Consider the following 16,613-nt stretch of genomic DNA (forward strand, 5'->3'; position numbering starts at 1 on the left):
CCCATGCCCACCGGCGCAGCGGTGGGCGAAGTATTGCCGCATCTGCGAGAAGCCTTGGAGGGCAACGGCCCGGCCTGGCTGCCCGTCCCCACCGCCGACCGCCGCGAGACCCAGCGCCTGAGTTCCAGCCTGCGGCCCGGCGAGGCCATCGACGAGGAAGTGGCCCTGGTGGTCACCACCTCCGGCACCACCGGAAACCCCAAGGGCGCCATGCTCAGCGCCGCGAATCTGCGGGCCAGCGGCGACGCCACCCACGAGCGTCTGGGCGGTCCCGGGCAGTGGCTGCTGGCGCTGCCCACCCATCACATCGCGGGGATCCAGGTGCTGCTGCGCAGCATTCTGGCCGGAACCGAACCGACCGTGCTCGACGTCTCCGGCGGCTTCCTGCCCGAGGCCCTGGTCGGCGCGATCGCCGGCATGCGCGGCCCGCGCCGCTACACCTCCCTGGTCCCCACCCAGCTGATCAAGGCCCTCGACGAGCCCGCCGCCACCGCCGCCCTGGCCGGACTCGACGGCGTACTGGTCGGCGGAGCCGCCACCCCGAAACCCGTGCTGGACCGGGCCCGCGCCGCCGGCATCACCGTCTTCCGCACCTACGGCATGAGCGAGACCTGCGGCGGGTGCGTGTACGAGGGAGTACCGCTGACGGGCACCGAAGTACGCATCGAGGACGGGCGGGTGCTGCTCGGCGGCGACATGATCGCCAAGGGCTACCGCAATATCTCCGACCACCCCGCCTTCGCCGAACCCGGCTGGTTCCGCACCGAGGACGCGGGGTTCGTCGAGGACGGCGTGCTCACCATCACCGGCCGCCTCGACGAGGCCATCATGACCGGCGGGCTGCTGGTCATCCCGCAGGTCGTCGAGGCCGTGCTGATCACCCACCCCGCGGTCTCCGAATGCGTGGTCCTCGGCCTGCCCGACGACCGGCTCGGCCAGCGGGTGGCCACCGCCATCGTCCCGGCCCCGGGCGCGATCGCCCCCACCCTCGACGAACTGCGCGACCACGTGGTCGCCGAACTCGACGCCATCGCCGCCCCGCGCGAGCTGGCGGTGCTCGACGAACTGCCGCTGCGCGGGCCCGGCAAGCCCGACCGCGCCGCGCTCCGCCAGCTCCTGCTGGCCGCCTCACCCAACTGACGCTCGACCGATCCGGGCCCGCCCATCCGCCGATGGACGGGCCTTTTCGCTGCTCAGGGCCCTCGCGACACCCCATGCAAGCGGCGCTTGCGTCGGCTCGCGACGCCCTTGCGTGCGCGTGCAATCGCCGTGCAAGCGGGGTGCAAGGCGCGGTCCGCAAGGTGTAGCCATGACTTCTTACACACCTGCTGAGACGCTCGCCATCGAGGCGGACGGCCTGGTCAAGGTCTTCGGGGAGCAGCGGGCCGTCGACGGCGTCAGTCTCGCGGTGCCGCGGGGGGCCGTCTACGGCGTGCTGGGCCCGAACGGGGCCGGCAAGACCACCACCATCCGCATGCTCGCCACCCTGCTCCGGCCCGACGGCGGCAGCGCCCGCATCTTCGGCCGCGACGTGCTGACCGAACCGACCGCGGTCCGCTCCCTGATCGGCGTGACCGGCCAGTACGCGTCCGTCGACGAAAAGCTCACGGCCACCGAGAATCTGGTGATCTTCTCGCGCCTGCTCGGCCTGTCCCGGGCCGACTCGCGGCGCAAGTCGGCCGAACTGCTCGAAGAGTTCGGACTGACCGAGGCCGCCGACAAGCCGCTCGAGAACTTCTCCGGTGGCATGCGGCGGCGCCTGGATCTGGCCGCCAGCCTGATCTCCCGCCCGCCGCTGCTGTTCCTCGACGAGCCGACCACCGGCCTGGACCCGCGCACCCGCGCCCAGATGTGGGACACCATCCGGCGGCTGGTGCGCGACGGTTCCACGGTGCTGCTCACCACGCAGTACCTGGACGAGGCCGATCAGCTCGCCGACCGGATCGCGGTCATCGACCGCGGCAAGGTCATCGCCGACGGCACCTCCGACCAGCTCAAGTCCTCGGTCGGACTGTCCACGCTGCAGCTGACCCTCGCCGACCGCGACCGCATCGACGAGGCCCGGATCCTGGTGGGCGAGTACCTCTCCCGCGCCGCCGGCCGCACCGTCGACGCCACCATCACCCCCGAGGCGGGCCGCATCACCGCACCCCTGCCCGACCCGTCCATCACCACCGACATCCTGATCCGGTTGCGCGAGAACGACATCCGGATCGACGAGATCAATGTCGCCAAGCCCAGCCTGGACGAAGTGTTCTTCGCGCTCACCGGGCACGGCGCCGAGGACGACGACAACACCGACACCGAACGGAGCGCGGCATGACCACGACTCTCACCGCCCCCACCGGGCGGCACGCGGCCACGGCCGCGCCCATTCCCGAAGCCTCCAACCACATCCCGTTCAAGCAGACCGTGGCGAATTCGCTCACCATGGCCTACCGCGGGATCGTCAAGATCAAGCACAATCCCGAGCAGCTGTTCGACGTCACCGTGCAGCCGATCCTGTTCACCGCCCTGTTCGCCTACATCTTCGGCGGCGCCATCGGCGGCAACGTGCACGACTACCTGCCCATCCTGATCCCCGGCATCCTGGTCCAGACCGTCGTGCTGACCTCCGTCGTCACCGGCACCCAGCTGCGCGAGGACATGGACAAGGGCGTGTTCGACCGCTTCAAATCCCTGCCCATCGCCCGCATCTCGGCGCTGGCCGGCGCGCTCATCGCCGATATGGTCCGCTACGGGCTGGCCACCACGCTGACCATCGGCATGGGCCTGATCCTCGGCTACCGTCCCGCCGGCGGCGTGGCCGGTGTCGTGGTCGCCGGACTGGTCGTGGTGTTCTGCTCCTTCGCGATCAGCTGGATCTGGGCGCTGATCGGCATCACCGGCAAGAGCGCACCCGCGGTCCAGGGCATGTCCATGATGATCATGTTCCCGCTGACCTTCATGTCCGGCGCCTTCGCCCAGGTGTCCACCATGCCGGGCTGGCTGCAGGGCATCAACAAGGCCAACCCGGTCTACTACATGGTCGAGTCCGCCCGTGAACTGATGAACGGCAACGTCTACAGCGCCAACCTGGCCTGGTCGCTCATCGGCTCGGTCGTGGTCATCCTGATCTTCGCGCCGCTCGCGGTGCGGGCCTACATGCGCCGCGCCTGACCCGCTCGAAAAACACGCCCGCCCACCGGATTCCGGTGGGCGGGCGTTGTCGTGTGTCCGGGTTCAGAGCACACCGTCGAGCTCGCCCAGGAGCTCGATGATGCGCTCGGCGGCCTTGCGGCGGCCCAGCCCCGTGACCGAGTGCAGCGCGGCGTCCAGCCGCTCGGCGCCCAGTGTCGAGCGGTGCAGGTCGAGGTGCCGGGTCCAGCGCATGGATGGATAGTCCTGGCGACCGAAGACCCGCTGCGACAACGCCAGCAACTCCAGACCACGATCGACCTCCGAGCCGGTGGCCAGCAGGCAACTGCCGACCGCGCACGCCACCGAACCCAGCTGCGGCAGATCCCAGTACTGGCCCAGCTTGCGGACCGCGATGTCGGACAACTCGGCGGCCATCCGGCGGACCAGGTCCGCGCGGCCGTGCAGGACATGCGCGTCGATGGTCACCGAGGCCAGGATCATGTCGCCGGGGCCGGGCACGGTGACGCTCTCCGGCCAGTCCAGCAAGGGCAGCACCTGCCGGAACCGGCGTAACCCGGTGTCGGTGTCGCCTTCGACGAGTTCGATTTCCGCGAGCGCGGCCGCCACCACCGCCAGCCGGTGATTCGGCTGGGTCACGGGGGCATCGACCGCGGGAATCCCGCCGTAGGAGCCCAGCACCGGCTCCAATGCCCGCCGCGCCGCCGCCGGTTCGCCCGAACCCGCCAGCGCCACGGCCAGATAGCTGCGCATCTCGACGCTCTCGTCCCAGGCCCGGAACTCCTCCATGAGCTCGACGGTCCGGCGGTAGTAGCCGACCGCCGCCGGGTACCGGCCCGACTGGCCGTGCAAGCTGCCCAGGTGCTGGGAGGTCATCGCCGAGTTCCAGATGTCACGATCGGCATTGATGCGCATGGCGGTCTCGGCGTCGCGGATCGAGCCGTACACGATGCCGCTGTTCTCACACAGGTTGGCGCGCAACAACAATGCCGTGACCTGGATCTGCTGATCGCTCGACCGCGTGCCGTAGGCCAGCCGCCTGGCCAGGTGCATCGTGGTGTACGAGCGCGTCACCAGTTCGCCGAGAAAACGGAACACCGGGCTCATCGGAGCGCCGGAGCTCAGGGTGCGGCGGATCCAACTGCGGACCGTCGCCACCTCGCGCAGCTCGGGATTGCCGAACAGCATGTGCAGGCCCAGCATCAGATTGCCCAGCACCTGCAGATCGGTCTCCGCGGCGACCGGCGGGCGAACGCGGGGCGGCACCGTCATGATCCGCCGCGACCAGCTGATCAACTCCATGTGCGCGCCGCGCAGCACCCACAATCCGGCCAGCACCGGGAACACCGTGTGCACCACGGCCGCGTCCCGGCGCTCGACGGCGTGCCGCAGCACCGCGACCAGGTTGTCCTGTTCATCGGACAGGGTCAGCACGGTGGAGATCTGTTCGGGCGATTGATAACCGGCCACCGCCTCCACCGCGAAAGCCCTGGCCCACTCCGACATCCGGTCCATCAGCGGACCGGCCTCACCGGTGAGGGCGAGCTGCTCGTCGCCGAATTCCCGAACCGTTTCCAGCATCCGGTAGCGGGTGCCGCCCTGTTCGTCCTCCAGCACCGTCAGCAGGGACTGGCTCACCAGACCGTCGACCGCCGTGGGGACATCGCCGATCTGGGGTCCGGACAGCACTGTCTCGGCCGCGGCGAGGGTGAACCCCGCGGGAAATCGGCACAGCCGGCGCAGGGCGATACGCTGCGGCTCGTCGAGCAGGTTCCAGCTCCACTCGATCACCGCGTACAGGGTGCGGTGCCGCTGCGGCGAGCTGCGATCACCGCTGCGCAGCAGGGTGAATCGGTGATCGAGGCGGGAGTCGATCTCCTCCACGCTCATGGTGCGCACCCGCGCCGCCGCCAGTTCGATGGCCAGCGGCAGACCGTCCAGGGTGCGGCACAGTCGGGCCACCACCTCCGGGTCCAACCGCACCGACGGCCGCACCGAGCGGGCTCGTGCCTCGAACAGCTCGGTGGCGGGCGAGCCGGCGGAGTCGATGGTCAACGGCGGCAACGGGTAGACGGCCTCGGCCGTGATCTCCAGCGGCGCGCGGCTGGTGGTGAGCACGGTCAGCTGCTCGCTGGCGCCGACGAGGTCGGCCACCAGTTCGGCCACCGGCTCGATCAGGTGCTCGCAGTTGTCGAGTATGAGCAGGGTCGGCCGCACCGCCAGCGCGTCCCGCAGCCGCTGGCCGATATCACGGCGGCGCTGCTGGAGCAGCATGTTCGTCTCCCAGTCGGCGACGCCGAGGGTGGCCGCGATGGCGACCTCGATCTCGGCACGGGTGTCGGCCGCGTCCGCCGCGTCGGCGCGCAGCGACGCCAACTCCACCAGCGCCACCGCGGTGTCGTGGGACAGACGCGCGCCCAGCTCATTGGCGACGCGAGTCTTGCCGGTGCCGCCCGGGCCGAGCACCGTGGTCACCCGGGAGGTTCGGACCAGCTGCTCGAGCCGCTCCAGATCGGATTCGCGGCCCAGCAAGGGATTCGGCGCGACTCGCAGGCCGATGGCGGTCTCCCCCACCGGTTCCCGCGCGCCCGCGGCGTGCTGTGCGCTCAGCACCCGGCGCAGGGAACGCACCTGTCCGGCGGTCACCGGCGTGTCGGCGAAGGCCGAGTCCGAATCCTCCTGCGCGCGAATCGCGATCAGCCCGGAGCCATTGCCGTTCCGGCGACCGAGGCGGTCGTGGCCAGCCGGGCCGGGCGCCCCGCCCTGGACCGACGGATCACCGTCATCGTCCGAATAGCCGGGGACCGCAATGATTCTCGTGTCCGGTCCACCGGGGAGTGGTTCGCCGCGCAGGATGGCGGTGTTCAGCGCCACCAACGCGGGGCCCGGGTCCGCGCCGAGCTGGTCGACCAGGCGGGTGCGGAGCGTCGCGAAGACGTCGAGGGCCTCGTTGACGCGGCCCGCCGTCGCCAGCAAGCGCATGAGGGTGGCGTGCGCGGGCTCGTCGAACGGGTCGGCGGCCACGGCGTGCTGGGCCAGCTCGATGGCGGCGGGCAGGTCGCCGATGGCCTCGCGGGCGGTCAGTTCCAGGGTGTCCAGGGCGCGGCGGCGGGTCGCGGCCTGGGCGGCCAGGTCCTCGGCGACCGGTCCGGGCGGCAGGTCCGCGCCGGGTTCGCCGCGCCACAGGGCGCGGGCGGCGGCCAGCAGTTCCAGGCAGGCGGCGTGGTCACCGGCGGTATGGGCTTGGCGGGCTTGCCTTTCGAGGGACTGCGCCAGGCTCAGGTCGACCTGGTCGGCGGTCAGCATGAGCCGGTAGCCGGCCGGGCCGATCTCGAGCACGCCGTCGGGCAGCGCCGAACGCAGCCGCGAGACCTGGGTGTGCAGGGCGTTCATCGGCGCGCGCGGCGGATCCTCGCCCCACACCTCGTCGATCAGGGCTTGGGCGCTGCGGCTGCGCCCGGGGTGCACGGCCAGGGCCGCCACCAGCAGCCGGGCCCGGGCTCCGGGTACAGCGGTGAGCGCGCCGTCGCGGCGCAGGGCGATCTCACCCAGCAGTGCCACCAGGATCGAGTCGCCCACATCCGCCACCCGCGCGCTGCCCGCGCTGCTCGAACTGCCTTTTTCCGAATTCATTCCCAACCAATCGTAGGTGAGCGATCCCGCCGCCGCCGGACGCGCCGGGCCGCGAACGCGGGTACCGGCTTACCCGAGCGACCGGACTCGCGGCCACCGGTTTTGCCGAGGGTCGGCCGTCGGCGGGCGGCAGCACCTAGGCTCTGGGCATGGCCGAATTCGACATACAGCGGGAGACGGTCATCAAGGCCGATCCCGCTCAGGTTCAGGCGCTCGTCGACGACTTCCACCAGTGGCGCACCTGGTCGCCATGGGAGGACGCCGACCCCGCCATGGAACGCACCTACAGCGGGGCCGACCGCGGTATCGGGGCCCGCTACTTCTGGAACGGCAACCGCAAGGCCGGGCGCGGCGACATGGAGATCACCTCCGCCACCGCCGACGCCATCGGCATCAGACTGCACTTCGAGAAGCCGTTCAAGGCCACCAACCAGGTCACCTTCGAATTCCGCCCGCAGGGCGACACCACCGCCGTGACCTGGCGCATGCGCGGCGAGCAGAACGGCCTGATGGCTCTCGTCGGCAAACTCATGCCGATGGATCGCCTGGTGGGCAAGGACTTCGAGAAGGGTCTGGCCCAGCTCAAGGCCGCCGCCGAGGCCTGAGCCACACCACTGTCGAACTGGGCGGGCACGGCCCGCGCCCCTCGCATTAGGCTGCGGTGCATGGCTACAGCAGCACAGTGGATCGAGGGCGCGCGGCCGCGCACCCTTCCGAACGCCATCGCCCCGGTGCTGGCGGGCACCGGCGCCGCGGCCTCGATCGGCGGGTTCGTGTGGTGGAAAGCGGTGCTGTGCCTGCTGCTTTCGGTGGCGCTCATCATCGGCGTCAACTACGCCAACGACTACTCCGACGGCATTCGCGGCACCGATGACGAGCGGGTCGGCCCGCTGCGGCTGGTCGGCTCCAAGCTCGCCGGCCCGGCCGCGGTGCGCAATGCCGCCATCGCCTGCCTCACGATCGGCGCGGTCATCGGGCTGGTGCTGGTGTTCACCACCGCCTGGTGGCTGATCCTGGTCGGCGCGGCCTGCCTGGCCGGGGCCTGGTTCTACACCGGCGGCCGGAACCCGTACGGGTACAGCGGCTTCGGTGAGATCGCGGTATTCGTGTTCTTCGGCCTGGTGGCGGTGCTGGGCACCGAGTTCGTGCAGGCCGCGCGGGTCGACTGGGCGGGGCTGGTGTGCGCGGTGTCGGTCGGCGCGTTCTCCAGCGCGGTGCTGGTCACCAATAATCTGCGCGACATCCCCACCGACACCGAGTCGGGCAAGCTCACCCTGGCCGTGCGGCTGGGCGACGCCCGCACCCGCACCCTGCACCAGGTGCTGATCCTGGTCCCGTTCCTGGCGCTGGCCCTGCTGGCCTGGCGCAGTCCGTGGACACTGGCCGCGCTGGTCGCGCTGCCGCTGGCGGTGAAGGCCAATGAGCCGGTCCGGTCCGGCGCGAACGGGCCGGGTCTGATTCCCGCCCTCGCCGGAACCGGTCAGGCGATGCTGGTCTGGTCGATCGTGGTGGGCGCCGCGCTGGCCATCGGCTGACCCGCGCGGACGCTCCGCGGTGCTCAGTCCTCGTCGGGGACCAGGACGCCCAGCACCCAGTTCACCAGCGTGATGATGAGCCCGCCGAGCACCGCGGCCCAGAAGCCGTCCACTCGCAGGCCGTACTCCGTGGTCTCGGTGATCTTCGCGGTCAGCCACAGCATGAGCGCGTTGATCACCAGCAGGAACAGACCCAGCGAGACCACGATGAACGGGAACGAGAGCAGCTTGACGATCGGTTTCACGAACGTGTTCACGATCGCGAATACCACCGTGATGGCTGCGATCACCAGGATCTTGCTCTGCGTGGTGTCCTCTGGGGTCTTGATCTGAATATCGGTCACCCAGACGGAGGCCAGCCAGATGGCCACCCCGTTGATCAGCAGACGTATCAGTAGCGTCATGCCCCGATCGTAGGGCGAGATCGGCGCGGCGGCCGGATATCGCGTACCGGCCGGACGCCGACACCGGTCAGGCCGCGCGATCCAGGTACCCGGTCACCGCGTCCCGCAGGGTGCGGACCGCGTCCTCGTCGCCGAGCAGGCGGCGGGTCACCGGGTTGGGCGCGCGCAGCACGGCCAGCACCATGTGCCCGGCCTCGATGCGGTCGGCCTTGCGGGCCAACGCCTCCCGCAGGGACAGCTCCACGATCTTCTTCGAGTCCGAGGTGAAGGGAATGTGGCCGCGCGGGCCGCCCTCCGCCCCCCAGTACTTGCGCCAGCGCGATCCCTCGGCGGGAACGGCCGCCTCGTCGAGGGCGTTCTCGCCGAAGGTCGCCTCGAGGCTCTCCCGGACGGCGTCGAGATCGATGCCGATGGAGCGCAGGGCCTCCGCGTCCTCGGCGCCGAGCGGTTCCCCGGTCCGCTTGCGGGCCAGCGCCTCTCGCACGTCGTCGGCGGTGAGGCCGTGCGCCGCAAGGATTTCCCGCAGGCCGCCGTCCGGGCAGACCAGCAGTCCGAGCAGCATGTGCTCGACCTCGATGGTCGAGGAGCACAGGTCGCGCGCTTCCTCCTGGGCCAGGACGACCGCGGTGCGGGCGGGTTTGGCGAATCGTTCGAACATCAGCGGATACCGCCCTTCCGGTTGTACTTCTGGTGGACCGCCTGCCGGCTGACCTCGAGCGCGTCGGCGATGGCCTGCCAGGACCAGCCCTGGGTGCGGGCATTGGTGACCTGGATGGCCTCGAGTCGCTCGAGCAACCGGCGCAGTGCGAGCACCGCGCGGAGCCCGACCTGGGGGTCGGGGCTGCCGGCGGCGGCCGCCAGAGTCGTTGCTTCACTCATGAATGTCAATTTACGTTGACATCCACCGCGCGTCAACGAAAATTGACATCGGGAAGGGGGTGTTCGCCGTCAGAGGAAGGGAACGAAGGGGGCGTAGTCGCGCACGCAGCCGTCGGTCCAGTCCCACAGCTCGTCGGGGTCGGTCGGGATGCCGTTCTGCAGCCGCAGCCGCCAGCCGCCAGGCACCTTCTCCCACAGATCGCCGTCCCGGTCCTTGTAGAGACCGAACGCGGACGGCTCCCAGGCGTTGATCCTCGTGCCGTGCTGCGTGGTGACGGCGCTGCCGCGCGCCGATGAGATCACCCATGGCCCGAATGTGACATTCACATCTCCGGCCGACCGCGGTTGCTGCCCCAACTCGACTCCCCATTTGTTGTTGTTTCAAACTATTGGAGCAGAACGGACTGCCCGAGCCCCCGTCCAGCGGGGACCACACGGGTATCCGTCGGCAACCGCGCGAGTAACTGACGGCCATACAAGTAAGGTCTGCCTAAGTAAATGGATGGAGTACCTACGTTCGGCGAGTACATTCGCCAGCGCCGCACCACCGCGAATCTCACGCGCCCCCAACTGGCCTGGCTGGCCAACCTCTCGGTGCCCTACCTGACCAAGATCGAAGGCGGCGCCAACCCCTCCCGACGAGTCATCGAATCCCTGGCGACCGCGCTCAAAATGACGCCGGTCGACTTCGAGTACGCGCTCGTGCTCGCCGAGGGCCCGCTGCCGAGCATCGAACCCGACCTGCCGACCGCGACCGACCAGGAATATCTGAATCTGCTCAACCCCGCGATCGGCGCGTACATCAGCGGGCTGTGGGACATCGTCGCCGTCAACGCCGCGCACCAGGAGTTCTTCCCGGAACTGGCGGCCGGATCCAACTACCTGGAATGGCTGCTCTTCAATCCGATCTCCCGGACCGTCATGGTGAACTGGGACAACGAGGTTCGCATGGCGGTCGGCCGCTTCCGCATGCAGCTCGCCCGCACCGGCGAGGAGGAGCGCGGCGCCGAGATCCTCGAGCAGTGCCTGGCCGATCCGGACTTCGCGCTGCTGTGGCATTCCGACACGGTCGCGGTCGACCGTGGCGATCTCACCAAGTTGGTACGGGATCCGCGCACACTGGCCATTACCGAGATGCGGATCAATATGTGGCGCACCCAATCCACGTTGCATTCGTGGCTGCTGGTGCTCGGCACGGTGGTCGATCGACCCACCGCGGTGACTCGTCCGGTCATGCGGCAGCGCCCCGAAACGTCAAGGGCTATTAACGCTTCCGAGGGGGGTGTTACCCCGTCGAGACGCGCGAAAAACGTTGCGCCGGGTAAGGATCCGATGCCCACAACCCCATTGCAGCAACTCAATAGCAAACTTACCGATGGGTGACCAACCGATATCACCCGACCCGTCGTGCCGTGCGAAAACTAGCCCGACCAAGTACCGGTGGCGATGAATTCGGTCAGCACCGCGGTCGGCTCGGCCAAGCTCAGCCCCTGGTCGGCAACCCATTCGTCATTGAAATAGGTTCCGGCATAACGGTCTCCGCCGTCACAGAGCAGCGTCACCACACTGCCGGTACGGTTCGCGGCGATCATCTCGGCAATCAGGGCAAAGGCCCCCCACAGATTGGTGCCCGTGGAGCCGCCCACCCGCCGGCCCAGCACCGTGCTCGCGTGCCGCGTGGTCGCCACCGATGCCGCGTCGGGCACCTCGATCATGCAGTCCACCACCGTCGGAATGAACGACGGTTCCACCCGCGGCCGCCCGATGCCCTCGATCCGGGACGGCATGCCGGTCTGATAGCCCAGGTCATCGAGCTCGTAACCGCCGTAGAACGCCGAGTTCTCCGGATCCACCACGGCCAGCCGGGTCTCGTGCCGCTTGTAGCGCAGGTAGCGGCCGATGGTCGCGCCGGTACCGCCGGTCCCCGCGCCCACCACCACCCACTCCGGCACCGGATGGGTCTCCAGGGTCATCTGCTGGAAGATGGATTCCGCGATGTTGTTGTTGCCGCGCCAGTCGGTGGCGCGTTCGGCATTGGTGAACTGGTCCATGTAGTGGCCGCCGGTCTCGGCCGCCAATCGCGCCGCCTCGGCGTAGATGTCGGGGGCGTGTTCGACCAGGTGACAGCGTCCGCCCTGGGCCTCGATCAGGGCCAGCTTCTCCGGAGACGTCTTCGCCGGGACCACGGCCACGAAGTCCAGGCCCAGCATCTTGGCGAAGTAGGCCTCGCTGATCGCGGTCGATCCTGACGAAGCCTCCACCACCGTGGTGCCCTCGGTGACCCAGCCGTTGCAAATGGCGTAGAGGAACAGCGATCTCGCCAGCCGGTGCTTGAGACTGCCCGTCGGATGAGTGGATTCGTCCTTCAGGTACAGCTGAACGCCCCGCTCCGGGGGCAGCGGGTAGCGCAGCAAATGCGTGTCCGCGCTGCGCTGGGAGTCCGCGTCGATGAGCCGGACGGCATTGTCCACCCAGTCCCGGGGTGCGCTGCGATCGCAGCGTTTCACTGCTCGCCCTTGCCCTGCAGCCTCGAGCGCAGCTGGTCGCGATCCGCGCGGCGCTTGGCGTCCACGGCGGCGATGTCCCGGTTCACCTGGGTCCGCAGCTTCTTGAACAGCACCAGCGACAGCGGCATGGCGATGAGCAGCGCGAACAGCAGGGCGACGATGAGGGGAATGGACACCTTCACCGCGGCGGCGACGCCCACGATGATCGCGGTGATGACGGCGACCAGCCCGAGCCGGGCCACCGTGTAGAGGGCCAGATTGCGCGCCAGGCTACGGCCCGCACCGTCGGGTCGGGTTGCTTCACTCACGCGGTCCAGACTAGGGGACGGCGGATCGGGAAACGGCCGCGACCCTCGTCCGCCCAGGTCAGACAGGCCAACCGGTCTGTATGTCGCTGGCCGTTCGCTGTGGCGCGGCCAAACGTGACCGTAAACACATAACGGATATCCGTTTTGTCTATTACTTCCTCTTTACCAAAGCGAGACCGTTCGAACACCCGGGGGGTGCAGTGCAACGATGTCGCTACTGATGAGGGATCTGTCGAAACGGAAAGGTTTGCGAATGACTGCGTTCACCGCGGCGAGCCGCGCATTGGGTTCCGTCACCGGTCAGGACACCCTGCTCACCCCAGGCCAAGTCGCTGCCATGTTCCATGTCGATCCGAAGACCGTGACCCGGTGGGCTCACGCGGGTCGGCTCGGCTCCCTTCGGACTCCGGGCGGTCACCGCCGGTTCCGGGAGTCGGAAGTTCTGCAACTCCTGCGGTCCCTCACCACCGAGGCCCGCGTGTAGCACCGATTTTCACGGATTACCGCCCGCTTCACGTGCCTCGGGTACGCGCTCGGATTACCCTCGAAGTCAGGAGGTGAGCGACGTGGCGTACCTGTTGGCACTCATCGCGGTAGTGACCGTCGCGATGCTGTGCTGGAAGGCCTTCGGACCCCAGCGATCGGCCGGCATCGGCCCAGCACCAGCTCGGCGCAACCGCATTATCGGTCCCGAAGACGATCCGGATTTCCTAGCCAGGCTCTCCCGAGAGCATCGCGACGGCGAATCCACCTGATTCACCGAAGTTCCGCCAATGAAGTAGCCATAGCGATATATGTGACCGTCCCCCGTGGAACCGCTTCGGCGCAGCCCACGGGGGATCGTCGTTTTTCCGGGCTTCGTCCGCACCCGACACGCGGCGCATACTGGGGCAGTCCGGTTCCACAGCGGGGCCCATCCGGAGGTGCCTGATGGAGCGTGAACAGAACCTGTCGCAGGACGCCCGGCGCAAAGCCGGGGACGAACGAGCCGCCGCACGGCGGGCCGAGCGGCACGGGCAACTATCGGACATGCACCTGATCCGTGAGGAATCGGGCGCGGACTACGAGCCGCTGACCCGGGGTCAGGTGCGTATGACCGACGTCGAACTAGGCGAGTACGAGCCCGGCTGAGCAAACCCTCAGTGGCTGAGGGCGTCCTCCTCCGCCTTGCGGCGCAGGTTCTCGGCGACCTCGGCCTCCCAGGCCTCGTTCGCCTTGGTGGTGTCGACCTCGAACTCGAAGCGCTGCACCGACTTCGGGTCGATATCGGCGACATCCACGTAGAACTGGTCGTACCAGCGGCGCAACTGGTAGACCGGGCCGTCCTCCTCGGTCAGCAGCGGGTTCTCGATCTTGGACTTGTGCTTCCAGATCTCGACGTCCTGCAGGAAGCCGTCGCCGATGCCCTTGGTCATCTTCTTGGCGATCTTGTCCGCCTGGGCGTCGTCCACACCCTGCGGCTTGCGCACCGACATGCCGTACTGCAGCACGAAGGCGTCCTGCGAGATCGGGTAGTGGCAGTTGATCAGCACGGTCTCGAGCTCGAAGCCGCTGTAGTTGTTGATCAGCGGATTGACCATGTACGACGGGCCGAAGTACGAGGCCACCGACTTCAGGGTGGAGTCGCCGCCGTACTGGGTGGCCATGCCCTTGTCCGGGCGGGCCGTGGAGTCCAGGTACTGGGTCGCGACGTGGCCCTCGAAGACGTTCTTGAAGTACGTCGGGTAGGCGTAGTGGATGTAGAAGAAGTGGGCCATGTCGACCACGTTGTCGATGATCTCGCGGCAGTTGGAGCCCTCGATGATCATGGACTCCCAGGTCCAGTCGGTCCAGCCGTCGCCGATCGTCTCCAGGCCGTTGCCCTCGGCGTCGGTGAACGGGCCCTCGATGTAGGGGATCGTCACCTCGTCGGTGGGCGGGTTGCCCTCGTGGTCGTGCCACACGAACAGCTGTCCGTTGCGCTCCAAGGTGATCCACGAGCGCGTGCGGGCCAGCGGCGGCACCCGGCGGGCATACGGGATGCCGGTGCACTTGCCGTTGCCGCCCCAGCGCCAGTCGTGGAACGGGCAGGCGATGGAATCGCCCTTGACCTCACCCATGCTCAGATCGCCGCCGAGGTGGCGGCAGTACGAGTCGAGCACGTGCAGTTCGTTCTTGCTGTCGGCGAAGATCACCAGCTTGGTCCCGAAGGCCGAAACCTGGTGCGGCTTACCGTCGCGGAACGTGCCGGCCAGTCCGAGGCAGTGCCATCCCCGCGCGTATCGCGAGGGCGCCTCGCCCACATCGATCTCGCGCACCTTACGAACCCGGGCCTCCGGCGTCACTGCCATCTCGAGCTCCCCTTCACTGAAAACTAGAACGTGTTCTAATCACTGTCGCTTAATACCGTACAGCGCAACAGCACTCAGGGGTAGTGCCAGCACGAAGAAGGCCCCGGCACGGATGCGCCGGGGCCTTCGAGAACAGCTGGATCAGTTCAGTCCGGCATACGAGTGCAGGCCGCTGACCACGATATTGATGATGAAGACGTGTCTTGACGTTTGCCACGACAAGCTGTCGTCGATCTCAGCGTCCGCCTACGCATTCCACATTGAGTACGATCGGCAACCCGTAGCTCCCCGCGGCCCAACTGCGTACCCGCTGCGTACCGTCAGGCGACCTTGAAGTACGAGGATGTCCCGACCTGTGCCGCCAACTATCCGTGCCGGACGGACAGGGGCGGACAGGCATAGGTACGCAGGACCGGGGGTAGGGTGGACACTCGCCAACAACGGACGCTACAGACGCTGCACGAGGGTGGATGCTAGCGCCCTCAGCCCTAAAAGCGCTTCCCGCAACTCACTCTGCGATATTTGACTTCCAGTTCCGTGAACCAAATTGTTTCGAATTTGCAGCAGCGAGAAGAACTTCTCCTCATCTTCAGAATCGAGGCTTCCGCTGTCAACTAGTCCTTGAATCATCCTTCTCAGGCTCGGCGTGCGGTCACTATCGAGGCTCAGCTTTTCCGCCGCCAGAAGATTGACAGTCCGCTCAAGTTCCGACCATTCCGTTAGGAATTCAGACTGCAAGACTAGCTTTTCAACTCTCGATTCAGTGCGATAGATACCTTCCTCCCGAGCCAAGAGGCTCGTTCGATCGTTCAGGATGTAAGAGTAACGTCCAGAAAGCGCGACTGTTAGCAGCGTAATTACCGCGCCCGAGGCAGCAACAGCCAATGATAATGCAGCAGACGCCTTAAGAGTGTCACCAAACTGGAAGTACACCCCTACAAGGGATCCCGCAATTACCAATGCGATGCCGTACAGTCGCATAAGCAATCCGGTTCGAGCACGCCGCCGAAGGCGCAGATCAGCCGCCAAATTTGCGCGGATGATCTCGCCACCTTCCGATTCATCCGACGCGGAAATGGCGGCAATCATATCTGTCGCCCCAACCCTGCCATCCCATTTTCCACCGTCACGTGCCTGGCGATTCCGCGCAACAGTAATCGCACGCTCGGAAATTCTCTGTCGCTGGATAGCTAAGTGCGTATCCAGAGCGCGCTTAGCACTGGCCGTGAAGACTTCGTCACGCTCGTCGCTCATCGGCTATCCTTATTGTGCTTGTAGACCTCCGAGATGAAAATTACGACAATCGCAGCTATCACCGCAAGCACTCCCCATCCCGATTTGAGGTTGTTTGTTGCCCACCCGCCCAGAATGCCAGCCGCGGGGGTAGCAATCACAGGGATAAAATCCAGCCCGCTTTTCGGAACTCGCATTAACCCTTGACGAACCAGAAATTCAGCTTGAGTGACATGCTGAGGGGTGATCTCCTGCTGTCCACCAGTGTTAGATGCGGCTTCAATGCGGTCGGCTTCGCGTAAGAGATCCTGCTTGAACTTGTCTACCTTCGCATCGAACTCAGCTTGGCCTTGTGGGGAGAAGTTCGCCAACCCACGCTCCTGTTCCTGGCCTCGAAGGTGCGGCGGCCTTGTCCATCGATGACAGCTCGTAGATTGTAGGCCGCACCTGGCTCGTTCAGCTACCTGCTACAGACCCGCGACCGGCGGCAGCGCTTACGAGGCTGCGAAAAAACTGTTGCAGTCGCCGCAGTAGGTGGTCCGGCCGCCGAGCAACGCACGGCCGGACCCACAACACTCAGGACTATGACCTATGTCGCCGGATGACCGGCGGAACGGTGAACATGGCGACCACGGCAGTCGCCCAC

General features: G+C 67.4%; 19 protein-coding genes. 9 read left to right on the forward strand and 10 right to left on the reverse strand.

What is annotated here, in order from left to right:
* Positions 1–3 precede the first annotated feature (3 nt).
* The 3 genes from menE (at position 4) to ACQP06_RS32605 (ending at position 3,159) form a co-directional block, all read left to right on the forward strand.
* Entirely contained in the window at positions 4–1,140 is a 1,137-nt protein-coding gene (gene menE, locus ACQP06_RS32595) for an o-succinylbenzoate--CoA ligase (protein WP_433673497.1), read from the forward strand.
* 169 nt (positions 1,141–1,309) lie between these two features.
* On the forward strand, positions 1,310–2,323 hold the full coding sequence (locus ACQP06_RS32600) for an ATP-binding cassette domain-containing protein (RefSeq protein WP_433668744.1): 1,014 nt from the start codon (positions 1,310–1,312) through the stop codon (positions 2,321–2,323).
* Positions 2,320–3,159 carry an ABC transporter permease gene (locus tag ACQP06_RS32605; RefSeq protein ID WP_433668745.1) on the forward strand — a complete coding sequence of 280 codons (840 nt, stop codon included), beginning with the start codon at positions 2,320–2,322 and terminating at the stop codon, positions 3,157–3,159. Before ACQP06_RS32600 ends, ACQP06_RS32605 begins: the two co-directional genes overlap by 4 nt.
* A gap of 63 nt (positions 3,160–3,222) precedes the next feature.
* On the opposite strand, the gene ACQP06_RS32610 is transcribed toward ACQP06_RS32605, so the two are convergent.
* Entirely contained in the window at positions 3,223–6,771 is a 3,549-nt protein-coding gene (locus ACQP06_RS32610) for an AfsR/SARP family transcriptional regulator (protein WP_433668747.1), read from the reverse strand.
* Positions 6,772–6,920: 149 nt separating this feature from the next.
* On the opposite strand from ACQP06_RS32610, the gene ACQP06_RS32615 reads away from it, so the two are divergent.
* Together ACQP06_RS32615 and ACQP06_RS32620 are read left to right on the forward strand one after the other, a co-directional pair.
* On the forward strand, positions 6,921–7,376 hold the full coding sequence (locus ACQP06_RS32615) for an SRPBCC family protein (protein ID WP_433668749.1): 456 nt from the start codon (positions 6,921–6,923) through the stop codon (positions 7,374–7,376).
* A gap of 60 nt (positions 7,377–7,436) precedes the next feature.
* Positions 7,437–8,306, forward strand: coding sequence for a 1,4-dihydroxy-2-naphthoate polyprenyltransferase (locus ACQP06_RS32620; RefSeq protein ID WP_433668751.1), 870 nt, complete (start codon positions 7,437–7,439; stop codon positions 8,304–8,306).
* A gap of 23 nt (positions 8,307–8,329) precedes the next feature.
* Here ACQP06_RS32620 and ACQP06_RS32625 read toward each other — a convergent pair whose 3' ends face one another.
* The 4 genes from ACQP06_RS32625 to ACQP06_RS32640 form a co-directional block, all read right to left on the reverse strand.
* Entirely contained in the window at positions 8,330–8,710 is a 381-nt protein-coding gene (locus tag ACQP06_RS32625) for a phage holin family protein (RefSeq protein ID WP_379275911.1), read from the reverse strand.
* 67 nt (positions 8,711–8,777) lie between these two features.
* Complete coding sequence (locus ACQP06_RS32630) at positions 8,778–9,368, reverse strand: Clp protease N-terminal domain-containing protein (RefSeq protein WP_433668752.1); 591 nt, start codon at positions 9,366–9,368, stop codon at positions 8,778–8,780.
* Positions 9,368–9,589 (reverse strand): helix-turn-helix domain-containing protein, encoded by a 222-nt coding sequence (locus tag ACQP06_RS32635; RefSeq protein ID WP_147207290.1) that lies wholly within the window; start codon positions 9,587–9,589, stop codon positions 9,368–9,370. Before ACQP06_RS32635 ends, ACQP06_RS32630 begins: the two co-directional genes overlap by 1 nt.
* A gap of 69 nt (positions 9,590–9,658) precedes the next feature.
* Positions 9,659–9,892, reverse strand: a complete 234-nt coding sequence (locus ACQP06_RS32640) for a hypothetical protein (protein ID WP_433668754.1) — start codon at positions 9,890–9,892, stop codon at positions 9,659–9,661.
* A gap of 195 nt (positions 9,893–10,087) precedes the next feature.
* Between ACQP06_RS32640 and ACQP06_RS32645 the strand changes: the two genes are divergently transcribed.
* Positions 10,088–10,972 carry a helix-turn-helix domain-containing protein gene (locus ACQP06_RS32645; protein WP_433668756.1) on the forward strand — a complete coding sequence of 295 codons (885 nt, stop codon included), beginning with the start codon at positions 10,088–10,090 and terminating at the stop codon, positions 10,970–10,972.
* A gap of 38 nt (positions 10,973–11,010) precedes the next feature.
* Here ACQP06_RS32645 and ACQP06_RS32650 read toward each other — a convergent pair whose 3' ends face one another.
* Both ACQP06_RS32650 and ACQP06_RS32655 read right to left on the reverse strand, forming a co-directional pair.
* Positions 11,011–12,096 carry a PLP-dependent cysteine synthase family protein gene (locus ACQP06_RS32650; protein ID WP_433668758.1) on the reverse strand — a complete coding sequence of 362 codons (1,086 nt, stop codon included), beginning with the start codon at positions 12,094–12,096 and terminating at the stop codon, positions 11,011–11,013.
* The gene (locus tag ACQP06_RS32655) at positions 12,093–12,404 is read right to left on the reverse strand and encodes a DUF4229 domain-containing protein (protein ID WP_357091000.1); all 312 of its coding nucleotides are present in this window, start codon (positions 12,402–12,404) and stop codon (positions 12,093–12,095) included. Before ACQP06_RS32655 ends, ACQP06_RS32650 begins: the two co-directional genes overlap by 4 nt.
* Positions 12,405–12,657: 253 nt before the next feature.
* Here ACQP06_RS32655 and ACQP06_RS32660 point away from each other — a divergent pair, with 253 nt between their 5' ends.
* From ACQP06_RS32660 to ACQP06_RS32670, 3 genes are all read left to right on the forward strand, one after another.
* Positions 12,658–12,888, forward strand: a complete 231-nt coding sequence (locus tag ACQP06_RS32660; protein WP_213559159.1) for a BldC family transcriptional regulator — start codon at positions 12,658–12,660, stop codon at positions 12,886–12,888.
* A gap of 82 nt (positions 12,889–12,970) precedes the next feature.
* Entirely contained in the window at positions 12,971–13,159 is a 189-nt protein-coding gene (locus ACQP06_RS32665; protein ID WP_433668759.1) for a hypothetical protein, read from the forward strand.
* A gap of 175 nt (positions 13,160–13,334) precedes the next feature.
* Complete coding sequence (locus ACQP06_RS32670) at positions 13,335–13,535, forward strand: hypothetical protein (protein ID WP_357090996.1); 201 nt, start codon at positions 13,335–13,337, stop codon at positions 13,533–13,535.
* 8 nt (positions 13,536–13,543) lie between these two features.
* Here ACQP06_RS32670 and ACQP06_RS32675 read toward each other — a convergent pair whose 3' ends face one another.
* The 3 genes from ACQP06_RS32675 to ACQP06_RS32685 form a co-directional block, all read right to left on the reverse strand.
* Entirely contained in the window at positions 13,544–14,734 is a 1,191-nt protein-coding gene (locus tag ACQP06_RS32675; protein ID WP_433668762.1) for a Rieske 2Fe-2S domain-containing protein, read from the reverse strand.
* 447 nt (positions 14,735–15,181) lie between these two features.
* A complete protein-coding gene (locus ACQP06_RS32680) occupies positions 15,182–15,988 on the reverse strand; it encodes a hypothetical protein (RefSeq protein ID WP_433668764.1) in 807 nt (268 codons plus the stop codon).
* Positions 15,985–16,338, reverse strand: coding sequence for a hypothetical protein (locus ACQP06_RS32685; RefSeq protein WP_433668765.1), 354 nt, complete (start codon positions 16,336–16,338; stop codon positions 15,985–15,987). Before ACQP06_RS32685 ends, ACQP06_RS32680 begins: the two co-directional genes overlap by 4 nt.
* Between the last annotated feature and the right edge of the window lie 275 nt (positions 16,339–16,613).

It is taken from the genome of Nocardia sp. CA-136227, from assembly GCF_050955695.1.
Lineage (GTDB): Bacteria > Actinomycetota > Actinomycetes > Mycobacteriales > Mycobacteriaceae > Nocardia.

Excerpts from the sequence above, each read along its gene's own strand:
- ACQP06_RS32675 (WP_433668762.1), bottom strand. The coding sequence starts at position 14,734 with ATGGCAGTGACGCCGGAGGCCCGGGTTCGTAAGGTGCGCGAGATCGAT.
- ACQP06_RS32620 (WP_433668751.1), top strand. The coding sequence starts at position 7,437 with ATGGCTACAGCAGCACAGTGGATCGAGGGCGCGCGGCCGCGCACCCTT.
- ACQP06_RS32670 (WP_357090996.1), top strand. The coding sequence starts at position 13,335 with ATGGAGCGTGAACAGAACCTGTCGCAGGACGCCCGGCGCAAAGCCGGG.
- ACQP06_RS32600 (WP_433668744.1), top strand. The coding sequence starts at position 1,310 with ATGACTTCTTACACACCTGCTGAGACGCTCGCCATCGAGGCGGACGGC.
- ACQP06_RS32645 (WP_433668756.1), top strand. The coding sequence starts at position 10,088 with ATGGATGGAGTACCTACGTTCGGCGAGTACATTCGCCAGCGCCGCACC.
- ACQP06_RS32630 (WP_433668752.1), bottom strand. The coding sequence starts at position 9,368 with ATGTTCGAACGATTCGCCAAACCCGCCCGCACCGCGGTCGTCCTGGCC.
- ACQP06_RS32625 (WP_379275911.1), bottom strand. The coding sequence starts at position 8,710 with ATGACGCTACTGATACGTCTGCTGATCAACGGGGTGGCCATCTGGCTG.
- menE (WP_433673497.1), top strand. The coding sequence starts at position 4 with ATGCCCACCGGCGCAGCGGTGGGCGAAGTATTGCCGCATCTGCGAGAA.
- ACQP06_RS32615 (WP_433668749.1), top strand. The coding sequence starts at position 6,921 with ATGGCCGAATTCGACATACAGCGGGAGACGGTCATCAAGGCCGATCCC.
- ACQP06_RS32680 (WP_433668764.1), bottom strand. The coding sequence starts at position 15,988 with ATGAGCGACGAGCGTGACGAAGTCTTCACGGCCAGTGCTAAGCGCGCT.
- ACQP06_RS32660 (WP_213559159.1), top strand. The coding sequence starts at position 12,658 with ATGACTGCGTTCACCGCGGCGAGCCGCGCATTGGGTTCCGTCACCGGT.
- ACQP06_RS32610 (WP_433668747.1), bottom strand. The coding sequence starts at position 6,771 with ATGAATTCGGAAAAAGGCAGTTCGAGCAGCGCGGGCAGCGCGCGGGTG.
- ACQP06_RS32635 (WP_147207290.1), bottom strand. The coding sequence starts at position 9,589 with ATGAGTGAAGCAACGACTCTGGCGGCCGCCGCCGGCAGCCCCGACCCC.
- ACQP06_RS32605 (WP_433668745.1), top strand. The coding sequence starts at position 2,320 with ATGACCACGACTCTCACCGCCCCCACCGGGCGGCACGCGGCCACGGCC.